Origin of the sequence: Arthrobacter sp. UM1 (assembly GCF_020483305.1) — a bacterium.
Classification (GTDB): Bacteria; Actinomycetota; Actinomycetes; order Actinomycetales; family Micrococcaceae; genus Falsarthrobacter.
Map to the genome: position 1 here is coordinate 58,753 of NZ_JACWAB010000002.1, position 25,725 is coordinate 84,477.

16 protein-coding genes are annotated in these 25,725 nt (G+C 71.9%); 10 read left to right on the top strand and 6 right to left on the bottom strand.

From position 1 onward, the window contains the following. Positions 1–2: 2 nt before the first annotated feature. Positions 3–1,208, top strand: coding sequence for an LOG family protein (locus tag H9I38_RS03670; RefSeq protein ID WP_226337401.1), 1,206 nt, complete (start codon positions 3–5; stop codon positions 1,206–1,208). 95 nt (positions 1,209–1,303) lie between these two features. On the opposite strand, the gene H9I38_RS03675 is transcribed toward H9I38_RS03670, so the two are convergent. Continuing rightward, a complete protein-coding gene (locus H9I38_RS03675) occupies positions 1,304–2,425 on the bottom strand; it encodes a VIT1/CCC1 transporter family protein (RefSeq protein WP_226337402.1) in 1,122 nt (373 codons plus the stop codon). Positions 2,426–2,659: 234 nt separating this feature from the next. Beyond that, the gene (locus H9I38_RS03680) at positions 2,660–4,228 is read right to left on the bottom strand and encodes an MFS transporter (protein ID WP_226337403.1); all 1,569 of its coding nucleotides are present in this window, start codon (positions 4,226–4,228) and stop codon (positions 2,660–2,662) included. A gap of 347 nt (positions 4,229–4,575) precedes the next feature. On the opposite strand from H9I38_RS03680, the gene H9I38_RS03685 reads away from it, so the two are divergent. After that, positions 4,576–5,202 carry a TetR/AcrR family transcriptional regulator gene (locus H9I38_RS03685; protein ID WP_226337404.1) on the top strand — a complete coding sequence of 209 codons (627 nt, stop codon included), beginning with the start codon at positions 4,576–4,578 and terminating at the stop codon, positions 5,200–5,202. Positions 5,203–5,348: 146 nt separating this feature from the next. Here the strand turns inward: H9I38_RS03685 and H9I38_RS03690 are convergent, their stop codons facing one another. Further along, positions 5,349–7,157 (bottom strand): amino acid transporter, encoded by a 1,809-nt coding sequence (locus H9I38_RS03690; RefSeq protein WP_226337650.1) that lies wholly within the window; start codon positions 7,155–7,157, stop codon positions 5,349–5,351. A gap of 260 nt (positions 7,158–7,417) precedes the next feature. Then, entirely contained in the window at positions 7,418–7,639 is a 222-nt protein-coding gene (locus tag H9I38_RS03695; RefSeq protein WP_226337405.1) for a hypothetical protein, read from the bottom strand. An 891-nt stretch (positions 7,640–8,530) separates the two neighbouring features. On the opposite strand from H9I38_RS03695, the gene H9I38_RS03700 reads away from it, so the two are divergent. The 5 genes from H9I38_RS03700 to H9I38_RS03720 all read left to right on the top strand — a co-directional run bounded on the left by H9I38_RS03700 (position 8,531) and on the right by H9I38_RS03720 (position 17,961). Further along, the gene (locus H9I38_RS03700) at positions 8,531–12,427 is read left to right on the top strand and encodes a Pls/PosA family non-ribosomal peptide synthetase (protein ID WP_226337406.1); all 3,897 of its coding nucleotides are present in this window, start codon (positions 8,531–8,533) and stop codon (positions 12,425–12,427) included. A gap of 27 nt (positions 12,428–12,454) precedes the next feature. Continuing rightward, positions 12,455–13,936, top strand: a complete 1,482-nt coding sequence (locus H9I38_RS03705; protein WP_226337407.1) for a heparan-alpha-glucosaminide N-acetyltransferase domain-containing protein — start codon at positions 12,455–12,457, stop codon at positions 13,934–13,936. Positions 13,937–14,067: 131 nt separating this feature from the next. After that, positions 14,068–15,099 carry an agmatinase gene (gene speB / locus H9I38_RS03710; protein ID WP_226337408.1) on the top strand — a complete coding sequence of 344 codons (1,032 nt, stop codon included), beginning with the start codon at positions 14,068–14,070 and terminating at the stop codon, positions 15,097–15,099. Beyond that, on the top strand, positions 15,096–16,784 hold the full coding sequence (locus H9I38_RS03715; protein ID WP_226337409.1) for a thiamine pyrophosphate-binding protein: 1,689 nt from the start codon (positions 15,096–15,098) through the stop codon (positions 16,782–16,784). Before speB ends, H9I38_RS03715 begins: the two co-directional genes overlap by 4 nt. 46 nt (positions 16,785–16,830) lie before the next feature. Then, positions 16,831–17,961 (top strand): App1 family protein, encoded by a 1,131-nt coding sequence (locus H9I38_RS03720; RefSeq protein WP_226337410.1) that lies wholly within the window; start codon positions 16,831–16,833, stop codon positions 17,959–17,961. Here the strand turns inward: H9I38_RS03720 and H9I38_RS03725 are convergent. Further along, positions 17,958–19,517, bottom strand: coding sequence for a succinic semialdehyde dehydrogenase (locus tag H9I38_RS03725; protein ID WP_226337411.1), 1,560 nt, complete (start codon positions 19,515–19,517; stop codon positions 17,958–17,960). The genes H9I38_RS03720 and H9I38_RS03725 overlap by 4 nt on opposite strands. A gap of 58 nt (positions 19,518–19,575) precedes the next feature. Here H9I38_RS03725 and H9I38_RS03730 point away from each other — a divergent pair, with 58 nt between their 5' ends. Both H9I38_RS03730 and H9I38_RS03735 read left to right on the top strand, forming a co-directional pair. Beyond that, positions 19,576–20,805 (top strand): alanine racemase, encoded by a 1,230-nt coding sequence (locus H9I38_RS03730; RefSeq protein ID WP_226337412.1) that lies wholly within the window; start codon positions 19,576–19,578, stop codon positions 20,803–20,805. Next, positions 20,802–22,139 carry a D-arabinono-1,4-lactone oxidase gene (locus tag H9I38_RS03735; protein WP_226337413.1) on the top strand — a complete coding sequence of 446 codons (1,338 nt, stop codon included), beginning with the start codon at positions 20,802–20,804 and terminating at the stop codon, positions 22,137–22,139. The genes H9I38_RS03730 and H9I38_RS03735 overlap by 4 nt, the downstream gene beginning before the upstream one ends. 852 nt (positions 22,140–22,991) lie before the next feature. Here H9I38_RS03735 and H9I38_RS03740 read toward each other — a convergent pair. Continuing rightward, entirely contained in the window at positions 22,992–24,191 is a 1,200-nt protein-coding gene (locus H9I38_RS03740; RefSeq protein ID WP_226337414.1) for a glycosyltransferase family 4 protein, read from the bottom strand. A gap of 238 nt (positions 24,192–24,429) precedes the next feature. Here H9I38_RS03740 and H9I38_RS03745 point away from each other — a divergent pair, with 238 nt between their 5' ends. Then, a complete protein-coding gene (locus H9I38_RS03745) occupies positions 24,430–25,719 on the top strand; it encodes a DUF6350 family protein (protein WP_226337415.1) in 1,290 nt (429 codons plus the stop codon). The last annotated feature ends 6 nt before the right edge of the window (positions 25,720–25,725 follow it).

Below are 25,725 nucleotides of genomic sequence, written 5' to 3' on the forward strand. Positions count from 1 at the left end.
GAATGGCCGCCCCTCATCCCCAGAGCCGCCCCCAGCACGAGAGCCGCCGCGTCCTCGAGGTGGACACGCTCGAGCACTTCGACCTCCTCGCCCGGGACTGCCCGTCCGCCCGCGGCTGGCACGTGGGCCAGATCGACCTCACCGCCCGCCGCGAGGAGCTGGAGAGGCTGGACGTGCGCGGCGCCCTGTTCCTCGGGACCGCCCTGCCGGAGGGCTTCGCGGACGAGGCCCGGGAGCGCGGCGCGCTCGTCTTCCCGGCGCTCGCGGGGGTGCCGTTCGAGCCGTACCGCGCGAGCGCCTACGCCCCCGAGGAGCTGTACCGCGGGCTGGCCGGCGCCGGATCCTACGAGCAGACCCCGGACGCGAGGATCTACCAGTGGTACCGCGAGAACACCCGCGCGGGAGAGGCGGACACCGCGGGCGCCACGCTCGCGATGGCCATCCACGACCACGGCATGGGCACGGCGCTCGCGGAGCTCCGCGCCGAGGCGGACGCGGCGTGGGGGTACGCAGGGGTCATGGGCGGCCATGCGGCCGAGCGCGGCTCGCGCGAGTACGCGGAGGCCGCGAAGCTGGGCCGGCTGCTCGCCCGGGACGGCTACGGCGTGGCCACCGGCGGCGGGCCCGGCGCGATGGAGGCCGCCAACCTCGGCGCCTTCCTCAGTCCGTTCGAGGAGCCCGTCCTCGAGGAGGCCCTCCGGCTCGTGGCGGCCGTGCCCGGCTTCCGCCCGAGCGTGGGCGCGTGGGCCGAGGCGGCCCTGCGCGTGCGGCGCGGCGAGGGGCTCGGCTCCGTTCTCCCCTCCGGTGCCGTCCTGCCCGACGACGGCGGCCGCAGCCTCGGCATTCCCACGTGGTTCTACGGGCACGAGCCTCCCAACGCGTTCGCGGGGGAGATCGCCAAGTACTTCGCCAACTCCCAGCGGGAGTCCGTCCTGCTGGAGCTCTGCCAGGGCGGGATCGTCTTCCTGCCCGGCGCGGGCGGCACGGTCCAGGAGGTGTTCCAGGACGCGTGCGAGAACTACTACGCGGCCGACGCCAAGGCGGTGAACCCCATGGTGCTCGTCGGCCGCGAGCACTGGACGCGGACGCTGCCGGTGTGGCCGCTGCTCTCCGCGCTCGCGCGGGAGAGGGAGATGGAGCACGCCGTCTTCCTCGTGGACACCGTGGAGGACGCGGCGGCGGTGCTGCGGGAGGCGCGGGGGCGCTGAGGCCGTCTGAGCCGGGGCGCGGCGCGGCGCCGGGCGGCGGGTGCTGAGCCGCGTCCGCCGTCGGGAGGATCCGCGAGGGGCCCGTGCGGGAGAGGCTAGGCCGCGCCCGTGCCGAAGAGCGAGCCGATGGCGTAGGTGATGCCCGCCGCGCCCAGGCCCACGCCCATCTGGCGCAGGCTCGGCAGCAGCGGCGCGGTGCCGGAGAGGATGCCCGTGAGGCCGCCCGTGAAGAAGAGCGTCACCGCCACGAGGCCCGCGGCGATGAGGATCGCGGGCAGCCCGGCCACGCCGAAGAGATAAGGCAGGATCGGGATGAGCGCGCCCGTGGCGAAGCAGAGGAAGCTGGAGATCGCCGCGCCCCATGCTGAGTTGCGCATCTCCCGCTCCTCCTTCTCCGGATCCTCCTCGGGGCGGTAGGAGAGGCTGCGGTCGCAGTCGCAGTCCAGGTAGCCGAGCCGCTCGAGCGCGCGGTGCTTGGCCGTCTCCTCGTCCATGCCGCGGGCCCGGTAGACGAGCTCGAGCTCGTTCGCGTCGAAGTCCAGGTTCGGCGCGGCCGCGAGCGTGGCCTGCGTGGGCTTGGAGGCGCCGAGCAGCTCGGTTTGGCTGCGGACCGAGATGAACTCGCCGGCGGCCATGGAGAGCGCGCCCGCGAGCAGGCCCGCGAAGCCCGTGAAGAGGACCATCCCGGACGCGGCCCCCGTGGCGCCCACGCCGAGGACGAGGGCGAGGTTGGACACGAGGCCGTCGTTCATCCCGAACACGGCGGCGCGGAAGTTGCCGGAGAGCTTCTCGCGTCCCCGCGTGGCGAGGCCGCGGACCACCTCTTCGTGGATCATCTCGTCCGCCGCCATCTGAGGGGTGGCGGACGTGTCCCGGGCGTACGGCGAATCGCTCTCGGCGCGCTGGGCGAGGGCCAGGACGAACACCGAGCCGAACACCGCCGCCATGAAGCGCATGAGGGAGCGGCGCAGGCTGGGCCGCACGGGCTTCGCATGGGGGCCGAGGAGGGTGCGCCAGTGCTGGGCGTGGCGGTCCTCGGCGTCGGCGAGGCCGTCGAGGATGGCCTTCTCATCCCCGGACTTCTTCTTGGCGAGCTGCCGGTAGAGGGCGCCCTCGGCGATCTCGTCGGCGAGGTAGCGGCGCCAGCGGCGGATCTCGCGGCGGCTGGGCTCGGAGGGGGACTGCTCGGAGGGCGGGGTCTCAGGTGCTGGACTCACGTGCCCCCATTCTTCCGGCGTGCAGCCGCCTTGGCTATTGCCCGGCTCTAAATCTGTGCTGTGCCGGGTCCGCGCCCCTCCATCGTCCGCCCGGCACCCCTTCACCGTTCACCCGGCGCCCCCTTCACGCGTTTGTGGCGCGTTTCGTGCGATTTCGGCCTTGAAATCGCACGAAACGCGCCACAAACCGTGTGGGTGTGGGTGGGTGTGGGTGGGTGGGTGTGGGCGACCCCCTTAGCCCTCGTGCTCGTCCGTGGAGGTCGAGTCCGTGAGCGTCCGGACCCCGATCGCCGCCATGACCACGACGATCCCCGCGAGCACCCAGAACGAGATCTGCTGCGCGTGGACGAACTGCGCCGAGAGCGCAGCACTCCACGCCCCCTGCGGGAGGTGCGAGCCGACGACGGCCGCCGTGACGGTGCCGATGAGGGCGACTCCGAACGCGGTGCCGAGCTCCTGGGCGGTGTCGTTCATCGCGGAGCCGATCGACGTGTGGTCCTCGGGCAGGGCGTTGATGAGCGCCACCGCCCCCGTGGTCATGATGATGCGCATGCCCACGGTCATGACGAGCATCGCCACGGCGCAGAGCAGGTATCCGGTGCCGACGCCGGCCACCCACAGAACCAGGCTGACGACGACGAGCGCGCTGCCGACAGCTGCGGTGCGGCGGTGTCCCCACCGGGCCACGAGCGCGTCCACCAGGGGCGAGGCGCCGAGCATGCCGACGACGAACGGCAGGTTGGCGAGACCCGCCCGCCAGGGCTCCCAGCCCCAGGCGAACTGGAAGAGCTGGGTCGAGGCGAACATGGCGCCGGCCATGGCCACGGTGACCGCCGTCTGCAGCAGCGCCGAGCCGCGGACCGTCGGCAGGGTGAGCAGGGAGAGGTCGAGCATCGGGTCCGCGGTGGTCTTCTCCCGCCAGACGAATCCGCCCAGGGCGAGGAGTCCGGCAGCCGCCGTGAGGAGGGTCCCCGTGGACGTCCAGCCCTGCTCCGTGCCGAGGGTGAACGAGTAGAGGATGAGGCCCAGCGCGGCCACAGAGAGAAGCGCGCCCGGAATGTCCGTGCCGCCGGTGCGGCGGTCCTCCGGCCGGTCCGGCTGGATGCCCCAGCGCACGCCGACCCAGGCGATGAGGGCCATCGGGGCGTTGAGGACGACGAGCCACTGCCACGGCATGTGCTCGACGGCGAGGCCGGACAGCGTGGGGCCGAGGGCGAAGCCGATCATGGACACGGTGACGATGAGGCCGATGGCCCGGTGGCGCAGCCCGTCGTCGTCGAACAGGCGGAAGATGAGGGACATGGTGAGCGGCGCGATGAGAGCCGCGAACGCGCCGAGCGCCGCCCGGACCGCGATGAGCTGGGCGGGGGAGTGCGCCAGCAGGACCCCGAGCCCTGCGGCGCCGAAGAGGCCCAGGCCGATGAGGAGCGTGCGGCGGCGCCCGATCTTGTCTCCGAGCGTGCCGCCGACCATGAGCAGGCCGCCGAAGGTGAGGGAGTAGGCGCCGACGATCCACTGGAGGTCGGTGGGACTCGCCCCGAGGTCCCGGCCGATGGTGGGGAGCGCGACGTTGAGGACGGAGTTGTCCATCATCTCGACGAGCATCGTGAGGCAGAGGGCGAGGAGAGCCGGCCAGGCGGCGCGGAGGGACTGGGGCTTCGGGGAGTGCCCGGCGCTGGGGTTCGTTGCGGTGCTGTTCCGGGAGCCGCTGTGCTCTGAGGCGGTCTGGACCGGGGAAGTGTGCTCCGGGGTGCGATGCTCGGCGGCATCTGTCGGAGCGGCGGAGGTCATGCTGCTGGACATGGCATCTCCTTTCGGGGATGGGGAACGGGGAGAGAATCGAACGCGCTTCGATGATGGAACGCTGTTCGAGATCGAACATGATTCGAGAATAGAACAATGTTTGATCCTTGTGCAACTCCGGCTACGGTGGAGGCATGACCGAGCATCCCGGCACCCGCCCCGATCCCTCAGAATCCCGCCGAGGAGGCGACCCTGGGGCAGGGCCCCGCCGTGGAGGCCCGGGCCGGGGAGCCGCGGGCCCCGGAGCCGGCAGGCAGGGCGGCTTCAGCCGAGGAGGCGGCGCTCGCGGCGCGTCTGGCCGCGGACCCGGACGGCGCCCTCGGGCCGCGCTGTCCCTTGAGGCCGTCGTGGAGGCGGCGGTCAGCGCCTTGGACGCGGAGGGCGTGGAGCGGCTGACGCTCCGAGGGCTCGCGGCCGAGCTCGGCAGCGGCGTGGCGAGCCTCTACTGGTACGCCTCCGGCAAGGGCGAGCTGCTCGATCTCGCCACGGACGCCGTGCTCGGCGAAGCCATCGAGGTCTATGGGCGCCAGCGCACCCCCGAGAGCGAGCCGCTTGAGAATCTGCGGACCTTCATGCTGGCTCTCTTCGACCAGATGATGGAGCACCGCTGGCTCGCCCTCCAGCTCATGGAGTCCTCGCCGCGGCTCGACAACTCCCTGCTCACCTGGGAGCTCGTGGGCCGGGAGCTCGCGCGCATGGACCTCACGCGGCAGCAGCAGTTCAACGCCTCGATCATGCTCGTCAACTTCGCCACCGCCATGGGTGCGGAGATCACGGTGCGCCCGGAGCCGGAGGGTGCGGCCCGCGAAGAGGCCATGCAGGAGCAGATCGACGAGTGGAGGCAGGGAACGGATCCCGAGCGGTTCCCCTTCATCCACTCGATCATGGGGGAGTTCGAGAACCACGACGACCGCTCCCAGTTCCTCGCCGGAGTCGACCTCATGCTGAGCGGCATCGAGCGGCAGGCCGGCTGAGCGGCGTCGCCCGCCGTCGTCGCCATCCCCGCCCGTCTCCATGCGGTTGTGGCGCGTTTCGTGCGATTTCAAGGCCGAAATCGCACGAAACGCGCCACAAATCGTGAGAGGCGCCCGGAGGGGGCCCGGGGAGGGGAGGGGCCGCGTCAGCCGACGTGGACCCAGGGGCGCTTGCGCGGATCCTTCTCCGCCTCGCGCAGGACCTCGCGGGTCACCGGCGCCACCTCGCCCTGGCCGAAGAGCAGGTACTTGAGGAGGTTCGTGAGCGGGTTGCCCTCCGTCCAGCGGAAGTAGACGTGCGGCATCTTCCCCGTCTTGTTGCGGATGTGGATGAGCACGGCCGCGATGGTGTTGGGGACGTTGGAGGAGTGCACCTGGAGGACGCGGTGCTGGCCTCGCCGGAACCCGTGGACCTCGAGGTGGTTCTCGAAGTCCGAGGAGTCCTCCACGAACACCTCGATGAAGAACGGGTGGATGTGCTCCGGCAGGTGGTTGGCGAAGTGCGCGTGCTCCGTCTTCTGGGAGTAGCGCGTCTCGGCGTCGGCGTCCTCCTTCGGCTCCCGGGCGATGATGTGGATGCTCTCGGCGTCCTTGATCATCGCGTAGGCGGAGTCGTCGAGGTGCACCGTCGTCGCGCGCAGCTCGAAGGAGCGGCGGGCGCGCGAGATGATGCTGATGCCGATGATGCCGGCGATGAAGAACGAGGCGATCTTCACGCCGTCCGGCTTCTCGATGACGTTGGTGATCGTCGTGAAGGTGAAGATGGCGGAGATGACGCCGAACGCGCGCGCCCAGCCCTTCTTCCCCTTCTGCTTGAGGGAGACGGCGACGGCGAACGCGGCTGACGTGATGAGGACGAGGACGCCCGTGGCGTACGCGCCGCCCTGCGCCTCGACGTCGGCGTTGAAGATGAGCGTGATGATCCACGCGACCGCCGTGAGCACGAGCACGAGCGGGCGGAGGGCCGAGGCCCAGGCCGGCGCCATGCCGTAGCGGGGGAGGTAGCGCGGGATGAGGTTGAGCAGGCCCGCCATGGCGGAGGCGCCGGCGAACCAGAGGATGGCCACGGTGGAGAAGTCGTAGACGGTGCCGAATCCCTCGCCGAGGTACTCGTGCGCCAGGTAGGCGAGCGCGCGGCCGTTGGCGGGTCCGCCCGGCTGGAACTTCTCGAGCGGGATGAGCCAGATGGTGAGGAAGCTCGAGGCGATGAGGCACGTCGACATGATGATCGCGGCCGTCGTGAGCAGGCGGTGGGCGCCCTTGATGCGGCCCATGGGGCGGTCAGGGTCGTCTGCGATGTGGCCCTTGATCTGCGGGATGACGGCCACGCCCGTCTCGAAACCGGAGAGGCCGAGCGCGAGCTTCGGGAACGCGAGGACCGCGAGGCCGATGAGGAGCAGCGGGTTGGACTGTCTGGCTGTGAGCGCTCCCCACCAGTCGTGGATGACCACGGGGTGGTCGCCCACGTGGAGGGCGGCGGTCACGATGACCACGAGGTTGAGGACGAGGAAGAGCCCGACGAGGACCACGGCCATGCCGATGGCCTCGGAGAAACCGCGGAGGAAGACGATGCAGAGCCCCGTGAGGAGCAGGAGGGTGATGACCACGCGGAAATCGCCCAGCCAGTGCGGCATGAACGGGTTCTCGACGATGTGCGCGGTGGCGTCCGCGGCCGAGAGCGTCATCGTGATCATGAAGTCGGTGGCCGCGAAGCCGATGAGCGCCAGGACGAGCAGCTTGGCGTTCCACTTGCTGAACAGGCGCTCCAGCATGGCGATGGAGCCCTGGCCGTGGGGAGACTCGAGGGCCACGCGCCGGTAGACGGGCAGGGCGCCGAAGAGGGTCACGAGGACGAGGACGATCGTGGCGATCGGCGCGAGGAGGCCGGCGGCCGAGGCCGCGATGGCGGGCTGGTAGCCGAGGGTGGAGAAGTAGTCGAGGCCGGTGAGGCACATGACCTTCCACCAGGAATAGGTCTTCTCGGTCTCCTCGGTGTGCGAATACGCGCCCCCGTGGTCCGAATCATAGGTGGTGTCTTGGAAAAGCCACCGGCGGAGGCGTTCGCGACGAGTTCGCTTCGACTGGATTCGGGGAGGCCCGAACACGGACGACTTGATCTTCACGAGGCACGACAATACGCCCGATTCACGTCGCCGGCGTTAACAGCCCGGGCGGCTGCGCCGGCGACGTGAATCGCTGCGCGAGCGGGGAGGGGTCAGCCTTCCGCCTCGGCGAGCTGGACGAGTGCGCGGGCGACGGCGACGTGCTTGTTCGAGCCGAGGTCCCGCACGGTCTTGATGCCGACCTGCGCGAGGGCCTCGTCGTGCCTCTCCGTGAGGCCTGAGAGAGCCGAGGGCGGGGCGTTCAGGATCTCGGTGAGGGACGAGTTCTCGTAGGCCTTGTCGAGCTTCTTGTCGAGCGTGACGGACACGGGCATGGGGATCTCCTCTGGTCTCGGGCGGCGCCGCGGAGGGTCCGCGACACCTTCTCTCTGTGATGTTCCTCTCACATTCAGTGCGCTGGCCACCCCGATCTCTTGTGAGTTTTCGCTGTGTTCGCTGGATGCGCCGTCCCGAAGCCTCCTGTCTGTTGTACGCGGGGGCGGTATCGCGCGGTTTCACGGCCTGAATGTGACAAACGGGTGCCGAGTGGGCGGGCGGGGTTCAGGCGCGAGGCGTTTTTGTCACAGGGCGTCTGCCAAACGCGCCGCACTCGCGGCCGTGCAAGAGGTGCTTCACAGCAGACCGGTCTGCTCACAGCGTTTGGATTTTCAGATTTAGAAAACATATCTAACTAATCGGACAATTTCCGCCTGGAAAAGAACGGGCGAGTGTTTGTGTCATTGTGTTTTCTTTTTCGAGCGAGAGTTCTCAATAGGGTTCGCGTCATTCAAAAGGGGACGTAGGACAAATAGTTATAATGATTAGTTTTTGAACCATCAACACCATGCCCAGATCCCTGTCAAGCCAGGGATCCGACGCTTTGTGAATTGACCCGGAGGCTGCCGTCTCGGCGCGTATATGGTGATTCAGCTCAGTGATTCCGTTGGTTTACCGAATCCCTGTGCGTGATGTATTCAATTCACCAGTCGAATGCCTGACCGGGGGCTCTCCCGGCGATTCGACGCGTCTTTTTCTGGAGTTGATCCATGGGTGCGCACGCAGTGTTTCCCGGCGATGACCCGCTGAAATCCGAAGGGCGCGGAGCGGCTGCTCCGCCGCCTCTCGCTGACCGCTCGACCCCGCCTCCCTCTGGCCGCACGACCCCGCCATCCGCTGACCGCTCGGCCTCGTCGGTCGCCTTCGAGGCGCCGCCCTGGGCGGACGGCGTGACGCTGAAAGACCTCGCCCTCTATCCGGTCGCCGAGGCTCCGGCTCCCCGGACCCTCGTCGACATCTTCCGCGCCACGGTTGCGGCCCACCCGCAGGCGCCGGCGGTCGACGACGGCTCGACCGTCCTGACCTACGCCGAGTTCGCGGAGCGGGTGGAGGAGCAGGCCTGCATCCTCCGCTCCCACGGGATCGGCCCCGGCTGTTGCGTGGGCATCCGCGTGCCCTCGGGGTCGGCGGACCTCTACACGGCGATCCTCGGCACCATCGTCTCCGGCGCCGCCTACGTGCCGGTGGACTGGGACGACCCCGACGAGCGGGCGGCCACCGTGTGGGAGGAGGCGGACGTCGCCGCCGTGTACGGGGAGGGCCTCGGGCTCGAGCTGCGCGGTCCGGCCCGGCCCGCCGTGCCGGACTCCGCGGTCCCCGGACTCGAGGACACCGCCTGGGTGATCTTCACGTCCGGCTCGACCGGAAAGCCCAAGGGAGTGGCGATCTCGCACCGCTCGGCCGCCGCCCTCGTGGACGCGGAGAGGGTGCTCTACCTCGCGGCCGCTCCCCTCGAGCCGGGGGACCGCGTCATGGCCGGCCTCTCGGTGGCGTTCGACGCCTCCTGCGAGGAGATGTGGCTCGCCTGGCGCTCGGGCGCGGCCCTCGTCCCCGCCCCGCGCTCCGTGGTGAGGTCCGCCGTGGACCTGGGGGACTGGATCCGCTCCTCCGGGGTCACGGCCATCTCGACCGTGCCCACCCTGGCCTCCCTCTGGCCGGAGGACGCGCTCGTGAACATCCGGCTGCTCATCTTCGGCGGGGAGGCCTGCCCCAACTCGCTCGCGCGGCGGCTCTCCGTGCCCGGGCGCGAGGTCTGGAACACGTACGGGCCCACCGAGGCCACGGTCATCGCCACCGGCGCCGTCCTCACGGGCGAGCCGCCCGTCCGCATCGGGCTGCCGCTCAACGGGTGGGAGCTCGCCGTCGTCGACGAGGACGAGAACCCCGTCCTCTGGGGCGAGGAGGGCGAGCTCATCATCGGGGGAGTCGGCCTCGGCCGGTACCTCGATCCGGAGAAGGACGCGGAGAAGTACGCGCCGATGCCCTCCCTGGGCTGGGACCGGGCCTACCGGACCGGCGACCTGGTGCGGGCGGACCGTGAGGGCGTCGTCTTCGTCGGCCGCGCTGACGACCAGGTCAAGATCTCCGGCCAGCGGATCGAGCTGAGCGGGATCGACGAGGACCTCACCCGGGTCCCCGGCGTCAGGGCCGGCGCGAGCGCCGTGCACTCGACGGAGGGCGGGAACCAGATCCTCGTCTGCTACGTCACCGAGTCGGAGCCGGGGACGCTGGAGCGCGCCCGCGTCCGCGAGGCCGTCGCGGCGAACCTCCCCGGCACGCTCGTGCCGAGCGTCGTCGTCATGCCCGAGCTGCCCATGAAGACGTCCGGGAAAGTGGACCGGAAAGCCCTTCCGTGGCCCGTGGACACGGGCGAGGAGAGGGACTTCGGGGACGAGGAGCTGACGCGCCTCGCCCGCCGCTGGACGGAGCAGCTGGGCCCCGTGCCCCTCGAGGAGGACACGGACTTCTTCGAGGTCGGCGGATCGTCGATCGCGCTCGCGAAGCTCGTCTCCGTGCTCCGCCAGGACCACCCGGACGCCGAGATCGGCGAGCTCTACAAAGCCCCGACCCTGCGAGGGATGCGCGACTACCTGCGCACGCTGACCACCGAGCGGGAGGCGCGCCCGGCCGTTCGCCCCCGGCCCGCGTGGAACGGGCCGGTCCAGGCCGCGTTCGTCCTGGCGCTCTACGTGGTCTCCGGGGCCAGGTACGCCTACGGCGCGACGATCGTGGTCTGGTTCCTCGCCGCTTTCCTCAAGGCGACCTGGGTTCCCACGCCTCCGCTCCTGCCCCTCGTCGCGGCGTGGCTCTGCCTGTTCTCCCTGCCCGGACGCATGGTCTTCTCCTCGCTCGCGATCCGCGCCCTCATGGCCGGGTTCGCACCGGGCGAGTACCGCCGCGGCTCGTGGGCCCACATCCGCCTCTGGATGTCCGAGCGGATCCTCGAGTTCAACAAGTTCGAGGGCATCCAGGGGGCGCCGGCCATGACGCTCCTCTTCCGGATGCTCGGCAACCGGGTGGGACGCGGGGCCCAGCTGACCACGCTGCCGCCCGTCACCGGCCTCCTCCGCATCGGCGAGCGCTCGGTCCTCGAGCGCGAGGCCGACGTCGCGGGCCACTGGATCGACGGCGACCGCCTCATCGTCCGCGGCATCACCGTGGGCGACGACGTCCGCATCGGCGCCCGCTCCGTCGTGGACGGGGGCGTGGTCCTCGGAGACCGCTGCGAGGTGAGCGCGGGCTCCCACGTGGCCGGAGACGTGCCCGACGACACGCTCGTCTGCGGCGCGCCGGCCGCCCCGATCGGCCCCTCCGGCCTCACCTGGCCGGAGGAGCGCCCGGAGGCGGACTTCAGCTTCGGCGTCCGCCTGGCCTACACGGCCGCACAGGTCTGGATGGGCGTCATGCTCTTCGTCGCCATGATCCCGGCCGGGCTCCTCGTGTTCGGCCGGGTGCAGGGGACGGAGCGCTTCGAGGACGTCGTCCCGGTGGTCGCCTCGTGGGTGCCGGTCTTCGTCATCCTCACGTCGGCGGTCTGGCTGGGCCTCGTGGTCCTCTCCGTCCGGCTGGCCGCGACGCTCATCCGCCCCGGCTACTTCTCCCTCTACGGGATCCAGATGTGGGCGGTCTGGTTCACGGAGACGCTCCTCGACCGGACGAGGGTCTCCGCCTACCCGGTGTACGCCTCCAGCTTCACGCCGCTCTTCATGCGGCTGCTCGGGGCCCGGGTGGGGCAGCACGTCGAGATCTCCACGGTCGAGGTCATCCCCCACCTGACGACCTTCGCGTCCGGGTGCTTCGCGGCCGACCACACCATGATCGGCAATCCCCGCCGAGGCCGCGGTTGGCTGCACGTGGGCGAGGCCGTCGTCGGCCCCCGCGCCTTCGTCGGCAACTCCGCGATCATCAGTGCCGACCACCAGTCGCCGGCGAGCTCGCTCATCGCGGTGCTCTCCTGCTCCAAGGCGGACGCCACGGTGGGCTCCTCCTGGCTGGGGCGCGTCCCGGCCAAGATCGCCCGGAGCGTCACCGAGTCCGACGACGCGACGACGTACTCGCCGAAGCGCTCGCGGCTCGTCATGCGCTCGCTCGTCGAGGCGCTGCGCGTCTTCCCCATGATGGTCACCGCCTGGGTGGACCTGGCCATCGTCGCGGTCTTCAACCGCATCTACATGGACCACCTCTGGAGCATCGGGGAGAGCGCGGCGTTCTTCACCGTCCTGGCCTGGTCCCCGCTCGTGGTCCTCGCCGCGGGCGTGTTCTCGGCGCTGCTGCCCATCGGTGTGAAGTGGGCCCTGGTGGGCCGGTTCCAGGCGGGGGAGCAGGCGCTGTTCAGCTCCTTCATCTGGCGCAACGAGCTCATGGACGTGTTCGTCGAGTCCCTCGCGGTGCCGGGGATCATCCGGTTCTCCATCGGCTCGCCCCTCTTCAACGTCTGGGCGCGGCTCATGGGGGCGAGGATCGGCCGCGGCGTGTGGTGCGAGACCTGGTGGCTGCCGGAGTTCGACCTCGTGGTCCTCGAGAAGAACTCGACCGTCAACCGCGGCACCGTGCTGCAGACCCATCTCTTCCACGACCGGGTCATGCAGATGTCCGAGGTCCGGCTCGAGGAGGGCGCCACCCTCGGCCCCGGCAGCTTCATCCTGCCGGGCGCGACCATCGGCGAGCGCACGACGGTGGGCCCGGGCTCGCTCGTCATGCTCCACGAGCGGCTGCCCAGCGACTCGCACTGGGGCGGCAACCCCGTCCAGCACATCGCCGAGCCGTCCTCGGCCGCCCGTGCCTGACCCGAACCACGACGAACGGAGACCACTGTGACCACGTACAGCGAATTCCCGCCTCCGGGCGGCGGCACCGGCGCCGGAGGGAGCTCCGCCGTGGAGAGCCCCTCGGACCGGCTCCTGCGGCTCGGGCCCGAGGCGACGCTCGAGCACCTCGCCCACGGCCGCCCCAAACCCGGGCTGCGGTCGGCGTCTCGGAGAGCCGCCTCCCTCGGCTCGGCCCTCACTCCCCAGCCCGTGGACGGCCCCCTCCCCGAGGACCGCGAGGCCGCGGTGGACGAGGCCCCCGCGAGCGAGGGGGAGCAGACCGCGCCGAGGAAAGGGCGCATTCTCGCGATCGACGCCGCCCGCGGCCTCGCCTTCCTGGGCATGGTCGCGGTCCACACCCTGCCGGCCCTCACGCCGGACCGCCAGAGCGCGAGCCTCGAGTGGACCCTGTTCGCGGGCCACGCGGCGGCGCTCTTCGCGCTGCTCGCCGGCGTCTCCCTCGCCTTCTCCACGGGCGGCAGCCGGGGGCTCTCCCGCGAGCGGGCGGCCTCGGCGCGGACGGCCGTCCTCGTGCGGGCGCTCGTCATCTTCCTCATCGGACTGACGATCAGCCTGGCGCCCCTGCAGCACGAGAGCATCCTCATCTACTACGGCGCGATGTTCCTCATGGCGGTCCCGTTCCTCCGGGCGCGGGTCCCCGTCCTTCTCGGGGCGGCGGCCGCGGTCATGGCCGGGATGCCCTTCGCGATGCAGGCGGCTGTGCCCTTCGCGGCGCGGATGCCGGACAACCCGACGTTCGCGGACCTCGCCCGCGATCCCGCCGGGTGCCTGCTCCACCTCCTGCTCACCGGGGTCTACCCGGCCGCCTCGTGGATGGCGTTCGTGCTCGTCGGCCTCGCGATCGGCCGCCTCGACCTCCGGGCCCGGGGAGCGGGCGCGTGGCTGTTCGTGAGCGGAGCCGTCGTGGCGCTCCTCGCCCACGCGGCCTCGATGTCCTGGCTCCTCCGGTTCGGCGGCTATGACGCGATCGCCGGAGCGACGCCGGGCATGTCGGAGTCCGAGATCGACGACGTCATCGTCTTCGGCCCGAACGTGCACCTTCCGACGACGACGCCCGCGTGGCTCGTCATCGACGGTCCGCACACGAACACGCCGTTCGCGCTCGCCTTCAGCCTCGGCCTCGCCGTGGCCGCCGTCGGGCTCTTCCTGGCGGTGGCGGACCGGTTCCCGGCCGTCTTCCGCCTGCTCGCCTTCATGGGGTCGATGACGCTGACGCTCTACACGTCCCACCTCCTCCTCATGACGGTCATCCCGTGGGCCAGCGCGCCGCAGCTCTGCTATTGGCTGCAGGTGCTCGGGGCGCTCGTCTTCGCCTCGGCGTGGATGAACGCGCTCGGGCGCGGGCCGCTGGAGGCGGTCGTCACGTTCCTCGCCAAGGGCTCGAGCCGGATCGTCGATCGGCTCGGCGCACGACGGCGGCAGGGGCGGGCCGCAGCGCGGCGGCGCCTGAGGCGCGGCGGGGACTGACCCGGCCGCTGCCCTCGGAGACCGCCTCGGCCGACAGGAGCCGGGGCGGTCTCCACTTATGATGTAGAACACACCGCGATTCCCGGCTATGCAACGACGCTGGCCCGCGTGATCCTCAGAGAGGAGACCTCGTGGAGGAGATCCGCATCCGCGAAGGGGGCCGGCTTGGCCCGATCGACTCGTCCCAGACTCCCCGCTACGCAGGCCCGGCCACATTCGCCCGCCTGCCTCGGCTGGAGCAGGTGGAGCGCGCCGACGTCGCCGTCGTCGGCGTCCCGTTCGACTCGGGCGTGTCCTACCGCCCCGGCGCCCGCTTCGGCGCCAACCACGTCCGGGAGTCCTCGCGGCTCCTGCGGCCCTACAACCCGGCGCAGGACTATTCGCCCTTCGCCGCCGCCCAGGTGGCGGACGCGGGGGACATGTCCGTCAGCCCGTTCAACATCAACGAGGCCATCGAGTCGATCCAGGAGAGCGCGCTCGGGCTCACGGAGGACGGCACGCGGCTGCTCACCGTGGGCGGCGACCACACGATCGCGCTGCCCCTGCTGCGCGCCGCGAAGGAGCGGGCCGGCGAGCCGCTCGCGTTCCTGCACTTCGACGCCCACCTGGACACGTGGGACACCTACTTCGGCGCCGAGTACACGCACGGCACCCCCTTCCGCCGCGCTGTGGAGGAGGGCCTCCTCGACACGGACGCCATCAGCCACGTGGGCACCCGCGGGCCGCTCTACGGCAAGAAGGACCTGGAGGACGACCGGCGCTTCGGGTTCGGCATCGTCACGAGCTCGGACGTCTACTACCAGGGCGTCCGGGAGACGGTGGCCAAGCTCAAGGACCGCCTCGGGGACCGCCCGCTCTACGTGTCCGTGGACATCGACGTCCTGGACCCCGCCCACGCCCCCGGCACCGGCACGCCCGAGGCCGGCGGCCTGACGAGCCGCGAGCTGCTCGAGATCCTCCGCGGCCTGCGCGGCTGCAACCTGGTCGGCGCGGACGTCGTCGAGGTCGCCCCCGCCTACGACCACGCCGAGATGACCGGCGTCGCCGCGAGCCACGTGGCCTACGACCTCGTCACCCTGCTCGCCGAGCGGGCCGAGCTCGAGCGGGAGGCCCCTGCCGATGCGGGCGCCGGCCGCGAGACCCCGGGGGAGGAGGCCCGATGAGCGAGGCTCCGCACGCGAGCGCCGACGTCGTCGGCCCCTCTGATCCGCAGGGCCGCCGCAACGGCGGAGATCTCGTCGTGGAGACGCTCGAGGCCCTCGGCGCCACGACGGTCTTCGGCATCCCGGGCCAGCACGCGCTCGGCCTCTTCGACGCGCTGAGCCGGTCGAGGCTCGAGTTCGTCTCCTCACGCGTCGAGAACAACGCCGCGTTCGCCGCGGACGGGTTCTCCCGCGCCACGGGCCAGGTGGGCGTGCTCTTCCTCTCCACGGGCCCCGGCGCCCTCACCGCGCTCGCGGGCCTCCAGGAGGCCTACGCCACGGGCGTGCCGATCGTCGTCGTCGCCTCCCAGATCCCCGTGGACGGGATCGGCGCCCGGCGCAAGGGCATGCTCCACCAGCTCGACGACCAGAAGCTCTCCGCGTCCAACGTGACCAAGAGCCAGCGGCTGGTGCAGCACGCCTCCGGCATCCCCTCGGCCGTCCAGGACGCGTGGACGGACGCGATCTCCACGCCGCAGGGCCCGGTCTGGGTCGAGGTGCCGCAGGACGTGCTCCTCGACTCGACGATCGTCCCCCAGGTGGAGGACGCGCTCGCCGAGCCGTTCGACAACCCGCCCCGCGTGGAGCTCGTCCGCGAGGCCGTGCGGTGGCTCGCCGCCTCCGAGCGCCCCGCGATCGTGGCAGGCGGAGGCGTCCGCCGCGGCCGGGCCGAGGCCTCGCTCCTGTCCATCGCGGAGAAGCTCGGCGCGCCCGTCATCTGCTCGCCGGGCGGCAACGGCGCGTTCCCGTGGGACCACGGGCTCTCCCTCCAGTCCTGGATCGAGGACCGCCACACCACCGAGGTCCTCGAGGACGCGGACGTCCTGCTCGCGGTGGGCACCTCCCTCGGCGAGGTGACGAGCAACTACTTCACCCTCGAGCCCCGCGGCCGCCTCATCCAGATCGACGCCGAGCCGCGCGTCCTCGAGTCCAACAAGCCGGGCCTCGGCATCCGCGCGGACGCCGGCCAGGCGCTCGCGGCGCTCGACGACGCCCTCACGCCCGCCGCCCTCGAGGGCCACCGGGCCGACTGGCACGGGTCCGCCCCGCAGGAGCTCGTCCGCGAGACGCTGCGGAAGGTGCAGGAGCGGCTCGACGGCCAGGACCTCGCGCGGGAGCGGCGCTTCATGGCGGACCTCCGCGAGGCCGTGCCGGACTCCATGCAGACGTTCTGGGACATGACCATCTCGGCCTACTGGGCCTGGTCCTGCTGGGACTCCCGCGGCGGCGAGTTCCACTCCGCCCAGGGCGCGGGCGGCCTCGGCTACGGCTATCCCGCCGCCCTCGGCGGCGCGGCCGGCCTGGGCGAGCGGGTCTTCGCGGTCTCCGGGGACGGCTCCGCGATGTACTCGATCGCGGAGCTTGCCACCGCGCGCCAGCACAGCCTTCCGGTCACGTGGCTCATCGTCGACGACGGCGGCTACGGCATCCTCCGCGAGTACATGGAGGGGGCCTTCGGGCAGGCGACGGCGACGGAGCTGGCCCGGCCCGACTTCGTCGCGCTGGCCGAGTCCTTTGGGGTCCCGGCCGAGCGGGTCCCGCCGGAGGAGGTCGGGGACGCCCTGCGGCGGGCGTTCGCGGCGGACGGTCCGAACGTCGTCGTCGTGGAGGCGCTCATCCGGCTGTTCGCGCCGACGCACCTCTGACCGCGGCTCCGCGCCCTCGTGCCCGCAGGCGTGCGAGACTTGGGGCATGACTGCCGAGCACCAGAACGCCTCGTCCGTGAAAGCTCCGAGCAATCTCTTCATGATTGCGGAAGACCGCTTCCAGAACTGGCGGGCCCACCGCCGGCTCGAGCGCGGTGCCACGCCCGTGGCCAAGGGGTTCATGGGCTACGGCACGCAGAGCTGGGTCCGGGTCCTGGCCCGCGTGGTGGTGACCTCGCCGCTCGACGATCAGACGGCCTCCCTCGAGGCCGCCTCCAAGGTGGTGCGGGACGGCATGCGCGGGTGGCGGAACTTCGTCAACCCGCCGCTGCCGAACTGCCGTGTGACCATCGAGGTCGGCGGGCGGAGCTTCGAGGCCGTGGCAGACCGCGGAGGCGTGGTGGACGTCCGGCTCGAGGTGCCCATGGAGCTCGGGTGGCAGACCTACCGGATCACGCCGGAGGGCGGCCGCCCGGGCGAGGGCGAGATCCGCGTGGTGGACGAGACGATCAAGTTCGGCGTCGTCTCCGACATCGACGACACGGTCATGGTCACAGCCCTCCCGCGCCCGATGCTCGCCGCGTGGAACACGTTCATCCTCGACGAGCACGCGCGCACGCCCACGCCCGGCATGCCGGTGCTCTACGACAGGCTGACCGCGTCCACCGATGTGGGCCTGCTCGTCTACCTCTCCACGGGCCCGTGGAACGTGGCGAGCACGCTCAAGCGCTTCCTCGCGCGGAACCTCTACCCGAAGGCGCCGCTGCTCCTCACGGACTGGGGCCCCACGCCCACGCGCTACTTCCGCTCCGGCAAGGAGCACAAGATGGCGCAGCTGACGCGGCTCGCGGAGGAGTACCCGGACTACAAGTGGTTCCTCTTCGGGGATGACGGCCAGCATGACGAGGAGATCTACGGCTGGTTCGAGCGGACCTACCCGGGGCGCGTGGAGGCCGTGGTCATCCGCCAGCTCTCCGCCGGCGAGGCCGTCCTGGCGGGCGGCCGCTCGCAGCACGCGCGGGACCTCGCCGCCCGCGGGGACGTCCCGTGGATCTATGCGCCCGACGGCGCCGGCGTGGCCCAGCAGCTCGCGGACCTCGGGTACATCGTGGACGGCAACTCCACCACCGAGGACTTCGAGCCGGTCGAGGACACCTCCCCGAAGCTGCGCTTCTAGAGGCGCAGGGCGCGCAGCAGGCGCAGGCCCGCCGTCATCGCGTCCATGAACCCCTGGCGCGAGACGCCCTCGGGGACGCCGAAGCCGAGCGCGTTCTGCACGGCCACGGTCTGCGTCCAGGTCAGGTGCTCCAGGGCCTCGCGACCGTGGCGTCCGCCGTTGCCGGAGAGACCGTAGCCCTGCATGGGGGAGTCGACGGCGCCGAACGCGGCCGCGAACATCTCGTTGACGTTGACCGTCCCGGACTCGATCCGGGCCGCGAGGGCGTGGCCCGCGCGCCGGCTCCCCGCCCAGACCGAGGCGTTGAGGCCGTAGGGCGTGGAGTTCATCTGCTCGACGCCCTCCTCGACGGAGTCCACCGGGTACAGGCTCACGAGGGGGCCGAACGTCTCCTCCGCGAAGCATGCGGCCTCCGGCGTGACGCCCTCGAGGATCGTGGGCTCGTACGCGAAGGGGCCGATGTCCGGGCGGGCGCGGCCTCCGGCCACCACCGAGGCGCCGTGCGAGCGGGCGTCCTCCACGTGGGCCTCGACGCGCTCGAGCTGCTTCGGCCCGGTCAGCGTGCCGATGTCGTAGTCCGCGCCGTAGCCCGCGCCGAGGACGGCGTCCGCCGTCGCGCGCCGGAACGCCTCGCGGAAGCGCTCGTACGCCGGACGCTCCACATACACCCTCTCCATCGAGACGCAGAGCTGGCCGGCGGAGGAGAAGCAGCCGCGCACCGCGGCCTTCGCCGCCGCCTGGAGGTCCGCGTCCGCCGTGACGAGCATGCCGTTCTTGCCGCCGAGCTCCAGCGAGGTCCCGATCATCCGCTGCGCGGCGCGGGTGGCCACGTCCACGCCCGTCTTCGTGGAGCCCGTGAAGGCCACGAAGTCGCAGCTCTCCGAGATCGCGGGGCCGATGACGGAGCCCTCGCCGACCACGACCTGCCAGAGGTTCGGGTCCAGGCCCGCCTGGACGGCCAGGCGACGGCAGAAGAGCGTGACGAGAGCGGTCTGCGAGTCCGGCTTGTGGAGGATCGCGTTGCCCGCGACGAGCGGGGCGATCGCATCCGAGATGCCGAGGGAGAGCGGGTAGTTCCACGGCGAGATGTGGCCCACGACGCCGTGGGGGTGCCGGTGGAGGAAGGCGCTCGTGAGGCCCGGGACGGCCGCACGGCGGCGCTCGGTGCGCAGGGCGCGCGGGGCCGTCCGCGCGTAGTAGGCGACGACGAGGAGCACGTGCATGAGCTCGTCGAACGCGTGGATCCGGGACTTGCCCGTCTCCGCCTGGACGAGCGTCAGGATCTCCTCGCGGTGCTCGGCGAGCAGCCCGTGGAGCCGTCCGAGCCAGCGGGCCCGTGAGCGGGCGCTCCGCGCGGCCCACGGGGCCTGGGCCCTGCGGGCGTCCTCGAGAGCCGAGGCGACCGTCTCCTCCGTGGCGGCGGCGTAGCGGGCGAGCGTCTCCCCGCTGAACGGCTCGATCGAGGAGGCCTGTCCAGAGCTCTCCTCGCCGCGGGCCTCGGCGGCGAGGGCGGCGATGCGGTCGGGCGGGAATCCGGGGATCCGAGGTGCGCTCATGCCCCCAGTCTGCCAGGGGTGTCCCCGGCAGGCGAGGGGATCGAGTAGTCTGCGTCACATGGACTCCGCCGCCGCAGCACGCCTCGCCACCGCCCTCGAGCAGGCGGGGATCGCATCCCGGCCCGTCGGCGTCCTCGACCTTGACGCCTTCGACGCCAACGCGCAGTCCCTCCGAGACCGCATGGCGCCCGGCGCGGAGCACAAGCCCATCCGCGTGGCCAGCAAGTCCCTCCGCGTCCGCCGCGCCGTCGAGCGGGCCCTCGGCCGCGAGGGCTTCGCCGGCGTCCTCGCGTTCACGGCCGCCGAGGCCCTCTGGCTCGCCCGCGGCGGGGTCGACGACGTCGTCATCGGATACCCCACCGCGGACGCCGAGAGCGTCCGGAGCATCGCGGAGGACGAGCAGGCCCGGGAGCGCATCGCGTTCATGGCGGACTCGCCCGAGCACCTGCGCTTCCTGGCGGGCTGCACCCGGGACGGCGCGCCGCTGCGCGTCTGCCTCGAGCTGGACGCCTCCTTCCGCCTCAACTCCCAGCGGCTCCTGGCCCGGCTGCCCGGATCCCTCGCCGTCGGAGCGCTGCGCTCGCCGTGCCACACGCCGGAGAGCCTCGAGCAGCTCGCCCGCGAGGCCCTCGCCGAGCCCCGCCTGCACCTCGTGGGGATCATGGCCTACGAGTCCCAGGTGGCGGGCGTCTACGATTCGGGGCGCTCCCCGCGCGCCGCCGTCATCCGCGCCATGCAGAAGGCGTCCCGCCGCGAGATCGCCGAGCGCCGCGCCGAGGCCGTGGCCCGGGTGCGGGCGCTCGCGGACCTCGAGTTCGTCAACGGCGGCGGCACCGGATCCGTCGAGTCCACGTCCGCGGAGGACGCCGTCACGGAGGTGGCGGCCGGATCCGGGCTCTTCGCCCCGGGACTGTTCTCCCGCTACCGGGGGTTCCGGCCGCAGCCGGCGCTGCACGTCGCGTTCGACGTCGTCCGGCGGCCGTCCGCCCGCGTGGCCACCGTCCTCGGTGGCGGGTGGATCGCCTCGGGCGTGCCCGCGGCGGACCGGCTCCCGGCCGTGGAGTGGCCGCAGGGGCTCTCCTACGCGCGGGACGAGGCCGCCGGCGAGGTGCAGACGCCGCTGTCCGGCGAGGGCGCCTCCCGGCTCAAGCTGGGGGATGCGGTCTGGTTCCGCCACGCCAAGGCGGGAGAAGTGTGCGAGCGGCTCAACGAGGTCGTCGTCGTGTCAGGGAACGCGGTCGTGGACAGGTGGCCCACGTACCGCGGTGAGGGAAAGGCGTTTCTGTGAAGCTCTTCGACGATGCACCGGGCATCTCCCCGCGGGGGACCTGGCGGAACTGGGCGGGCAACTACCGGCGCCAGCCGGCCGCCGTCGTGCGCCCCGAGACCGTGAGCGGGGTGTCCGAGGCCCTGCAGGACGCCGCGCGGATGCACCGCGGGTTCAAGGTGGTGGGCGGATCCCACTCGTTCACGGACATCGCGGCCACGGACGGCGTCGTCGCCTCCCTCGACGCGCTCTCGGGGCTCGTCTCCGCGGACCGCGAGACCGGTCTGGCCACGTTCCGGGCCGGGACGCGCCTGCGGGACATCGCCGGGCTGCTGCAGCCGTACGGTCTCGCGCTGCCGAACATGGGGGACATCGACCACCAGTCGCTCGCGGGCGCCGTCTCCACGTCCACGCATGGCACGGGCCTCGAGTACACGGGGTTCGGCGGGGCGGTGCGGGCCTTCACCATCGTCCTCGCGGACGGCGAGGTGCGGCATTGCAGCGCCGACGAGAACCCCGGCCTCTTCCAGGCCGGCCGGGTGGGCCTCGGCGCCGTCGGCGTCATCGTGGAGGTGACGCTGCAGTGCGTGCCGCGCTTCCTCCTCAGCGCCGTGGAGCAGCCCGAGCCGCTCGAGGACGTCCTCTCCGGGTTCACGGAGCGCTGCGAGCAGTCCGACCACTTCGAGTTCTACTGGTTCCCCGGCACCCGCGTGGCCCTCACGAAGACCAACACGCGCCTGCCCGGGGACGGGCAGCGCAGCCCCGTGACCACGGCGCGGCGCCTCGTGGACGACGAGCTCCTCGGCAACGGCCTCTTCAGCCTGACCTGCCAGGTGGGCGCGCGGTTCAACGGCGTGGTGCCGGGCGTCAACGCGCTCGCCACGCGGCTCGTCTCCAAGCGGACGTACACGGATGAGTCCCACGCGGTGTTCGTCTCGCCGCGTCGGGTGCGGTTCCGCGAGATGGAGTACGCCCTGCCGTTCGAGGAGGCCGAGGAGGCGCTGCGGAAGGTCGTTGACGCCGCGAACGCCTTCGGCGAGTCCGTCTCCTTCCCCATCGAGGTCCGCTCCGCCGCCGCGGACGACGTCTGGATGTCGACGGCGAACGGGCGCCGCAGCGTCTACATCGCCGTGCACCGGTACCACCGGGAGCCGCATGCGGAGTACTTCGAGGCGATCGAGCGCATCTTCTGGGAGCACGGCGGCCGGCCGCACTGGGGCAAGCTCCACACCCTCGACGCCGCGCGGCTGCGCGGGCTCTACCCGCACTTCGACGACTTCCTCGCCGTGCGCGAGGAGGTCGACCCCCAGCGCCGCTTCCTCAACCCCTACCTCCGCCGGGTCCTGGGGGCGTAGGGAGTTCTGCGGCGTCCCGGGGCTCTCGGCGGGGTTTCGGGCGCGGACCTGAGGGTCGCACCTTCCTGCCCTGCCCGCGCAGATCTGCACCTTCCGACCCCGGCCACACCCGTTTCCGCTCGGGTCTGGGCCGGTCGGCCTCCGTTTCCGCTCGAGGCGCGTCCGGTTCGCACCCGTTTTCGCACCTTCTTGCCCGGCCCGCACCCGTTTTCGCCAACGCACCCGGTTTCAGGCGAATACACCCGTTTTCGTGCGGGATTTTGAGCGGAAACGGGTGTGGATTCGTGGGGCGTGCAGATGCGGGTGCGGTTGGAATGCGGCGCGCGGAAACGGGTGTCGCTCGGCCGTCCTGCGCGGCAACGGGCGTGCTTTGGATGTGAGTGCTCCGCGGTCACCGTTGGGTGAGGTGACGGGAGGCTGATCTGGGCGATGTTGCCGTGGTGAGCACGTGATTTCGCAGCCAGGGCCTCGCATGCCTGCCGACCTGGCCCGATGGCGCCCGGCCCACTCCGCTGCACACCCCTTTTCGCCATCGCACCCGGTTTCAGGCGAATACACCCGGTTTCGCACGGGTTTTTGAGCGAAAAGGGGTGTGATCCGCTGGGGTGTGCAGAAATGGGTGCGGCAGCCGCTAGAGGGTCTCGACGACGACGGCGGCCGGAACCGGGGCGAGCGGAAACGGGTGTGTGGGCGTAGAAGTGAGCGAAAAGGGGTGTGGATCGGGAGAGGGGGTGTGCAGAAACGGGTGTGGATCCGCGGGGGACGTGCGGAAGCGGGTGCGTTGGGCGGCGGGGCAGGGGCTGGGGCAGGCCGGGGCAGGGGATGACGACGACGGCGGCCCCGCCCGCGCCCCTACGCGTACAGGCTCAGGATCGCCTTCGCGGTGCGGTCCAGGTGGCGGCGGTTCATCGCGATGGCCCGGGTGTAGTGGCCCACGAGCTCCTCGCCGAGGGACTCCCAGGTCCGCCCGCGCACCGAGTCCAGGGCGGCGTCGGCGAAGGCCTCGCGCTTGGCGTCGTCGCCCACGAGGTCCCGGACGTGGCCTTCCATGGCCTCCAGGTCGCCCGGCCGGTACAGCCACCCGGTGCGGGAGTGGTCCACGAGGTCCAGCGGGCCTCCGCGCCCCACGGCCACCACGGGCACGCGCGCGGCCATCGCCTCCTGGATGGTCTGGCAGAAGGTCTCGGACTCGCCGGGGTGCACGAACACGTCGAAGCTGGCGACATGCCGGCCGAGGTCGTCGCCGGAGCGGAATCCGGCGAAGTGCGCGCCGGGGAGGGCCCGCTCGAGGTCGGCGCGGAGGGGGCCGTCGCCGACGATCGCCAGCTTCACGCCTGAAATGCGGCCGAGCCGCGTCAGGTCCTCGACCTGCTTCTCCACCGCGAGCCGCCCCACGAAGCCCACGATCTTCTCGCCGTTCGGGGCGATCTCCCGGCGCAGGGCGTCGTCGCGCCGTCCGGGGTTGAACCGGCGGGCGTCAACGCCCCGGCGCCACAGGCGGACCCGCCGCACGCCGATCTCCCGGAGCTGGTTCCGCGCGAAGGACGAGGGGGCGAGGTTGACCGTGGACGCCTGGTGGATCTCGCGCACGCGCTGCCAGAGGACCTCCTCGAGCAGCGGCAGGCCGTAGCGGGCGGCGTAGGTGGGCACCTCGGTCTGGTAGATCGAGACGGTCGGGAGCCCGAGCTCGTTGGCCGCCTGGATGGCCCGCCACCCGAGGACGAAGGGCGAGGCGACGTGGACGACGTCGGGCCGGAAGCCCGCCAGGATCCGGCGGACGCGCGCCACGGTGCCCGCCGCCACGCGGACCTTGGCGTACCCGGTCAGCGGCAGGGACGGCAGGCGGTGGACGGGGACGCCGAGCTCGGCGTCGGAGGGGCCCTGCGGCGGCGTCGGGTCCGGGTGCACCTGCCCGAAGATCCACGCGGTGTCCGGTGCGATGACGATGACCTCGTCGCCGCGCTGCTTGAGATGGTCCAGGACCCGCAGGAGGGAGTTCGTGACCCCGTTCATGTGCGGGAGGAATGACTCGGCAACCAGTGCGATCTTCACAGTCTCCAGTGTGCGCCCGCGGAATCAACGGGCAGGGAAGGGAAGGTTAAGAGGCGGCGAATCCGCGTCCAACTCACGCGCGCCCGCGCTTCATGGCAGTGCCGGGGAGGGGGTGCGAGAATGTTGCCTGATGCGCACTTCCCCGTCCTCCCCACAGTCAGGGTCGCCGAAGACCAGAGTTCGACGGCGGCTGGGCCGTCCGCGCGCCGGATCCGCCACGGCAGCCTCTCTGCGCCGCATGAGCCCCCGTGCTGCGGGCCGGCGCGCGAGCGAGGCCGCACAGCGCCGGGTGACGCGGCTGCCGCTGCCGCTGCGCGCCGTCTGGGAGGCGGTGGGGCCGCTCATGGCCATCGCGCTCGCGGCTGTCCTGCCGGTGGCGGCGCTCGGCCTGCGGGACGGGCTCGCGGGCCTCTCCCGCGCGGACATCGCCGGCGTGGCCGGGATCAACTTCCTCGTCAATCAGGGCGTCCCCGTGCAGGTGGCGCTCCCGGAGCAGCGCGGCCTGAGCGCGGTGAGCGGGACGCTGACCCTCACTCCGCTGCTCATGGTGCTCGTGCTCGTCTGGCTCTCGGCGCTCGCGGGGCGGCGTCTTCTGGCCGTGGCCGGATCGACGTCCCGGTTCGCGGGCGCCGCGCTCGTGTTCGCGGCGACGGTCGGGGCGGTGGACGCCCTCGTCGCGGTCTTCTCCTCGTTCCCGGCGGCCCAGGCGCACGTCCTGGGCGCCGCCGTCATCCCGGCGCTGTGGAGCCTTCTGGGGCTGCTCCTCGGCGGGATCGCCGAGGCGGGCGGCCTCGTGGCGTTCGCCGGCCGCCGCCGCTGGCTCCAGGCCAAGGGCCAGTGGTGGCGCTGGGGCGCCGACTACGCGAGCGCCGTCTTCCGCGGCATCGGCGTGGCCCTGCTCTGCCTGCTCGGCTGCGCGGCGCTGTTCCTCTCCGTCTCGATCGCCGCGCACTGGGCCCCGATCCTCGCAGGCTACGAGGCCGTCTCGACGTCGGCCGTGGGCGCCGTCGCCGTGACGCTCGCGCACGCCGCCTACCTGCCCAACCTGCTCGTCTGGACGGCCTCCTGGCTGACCGGCGCGGGCTTCGCCTTCGGCACGGACACCCTCGCGAGCCCCATGGCGACGACCATGGGCGCCGTGCCCCCATTCCCCCTGCTCGCCGCGATGCCGACGCACGTGCCGGGGTGGGCCATGGCCGCCATGCTCGTGCCGGTGGCGTGCGGCGGCGTGGCCGCATGGTGGTTCGTCCGGGAGGGCGAGGACCATCTGGGGGAGTGGCTCGAGCTGCGCATGGGGCCGGGCGCGGCGGCCGCGTCCCTCGGGTTCGTGCTCAACTCCCTCATCCTCGGCCTCGGCACGGGCATCGCGGGGGCGCTCGCCGCGCTCGCGGCGCGGGGCTCGCTCGGGGTGGGCCGCTTCACCGATGTGGGCCCCGACCCCGTCCAGGTCCTCTGGATGCTGGGCCTGGAGGTGTTCCTGGGGGCGCTGGTCGGGTTCGTCGTCGTGCCCTGGCTCGAGTCCGACTGACGGTCT

What these genes read in the sequence shown, in the direction of transcription:
- H9I38_RS03720 (WP_226337410.1), top strand. Translation starts at nt 16,831, where the DNA reads ATGACTGCCGAGCACCAGAACGCCTCGTCCGTGAAAGCTCCGAGCAAT.
- H9I38_RS03745 (WP_226337415.1), top strand. Translation starts at nt 24,430, where the DNA reads ATGAGCCCCCGTGCTGCGGGCCGGCGCGCGAGCGAGGCCGCACAGCGC.
- H9I38_RS03715 (WP_226337409.1), top strand. Translation starts at nt 15,096, where the DNA reads ATGAGCGAGGCTCCGCACGCGAGCGCCGACGTCGTCGGCCCCTCTGAT.
- H9I38_RS03695 (WP_226337405.1), bottom strand. Translation starts at nt 7,639, where the DNA reads ATGCCCGTGTCCGTCACGCTCGACAAGAAGCTCGACAAGGCCTACGAG.
- H9I38_RS03690 (WP_226337650.1), bottom strand. Translation starts at nt 7,157, where the DNA reads ATGTGCCTCACCGGCCTCGACTACTTCTCCACCCTCGGCTACCAGCCC.
- H9I38_RS03725 (WP_226337411.1), bottom strand. Translation starts at nt 19,517, where the DNA reads ATGAGCGCACCTCGGATCCCCGGATTCCCGCCCGACCGCATCGCCGCC.
- H9I38_RS03680 (WP_226337403.1), bottom strand. Translation starts at nt 4,228, where the DNA reads ATGTCCAGCAGCATGACCTCCGCCGCTCCGACAGATGCCGCCGAGCAT.
- H9I38_RS03730 (WP_226337412.1), top strand. Translation starts at nt 19,576, where the DNA reads ATGGACTCCGCCGCCGCAGCACGCCTCGCCACCGCCCTCGAGCAGGCG.
- H9I38_RS03670 (WP_226337401.1), top strand. Translation starts at nt 3, where the DNA reads ATGGCCGCCCCTCATCCCCAGAGCCGCCCCCAGCACGAGAGCCGCCGC.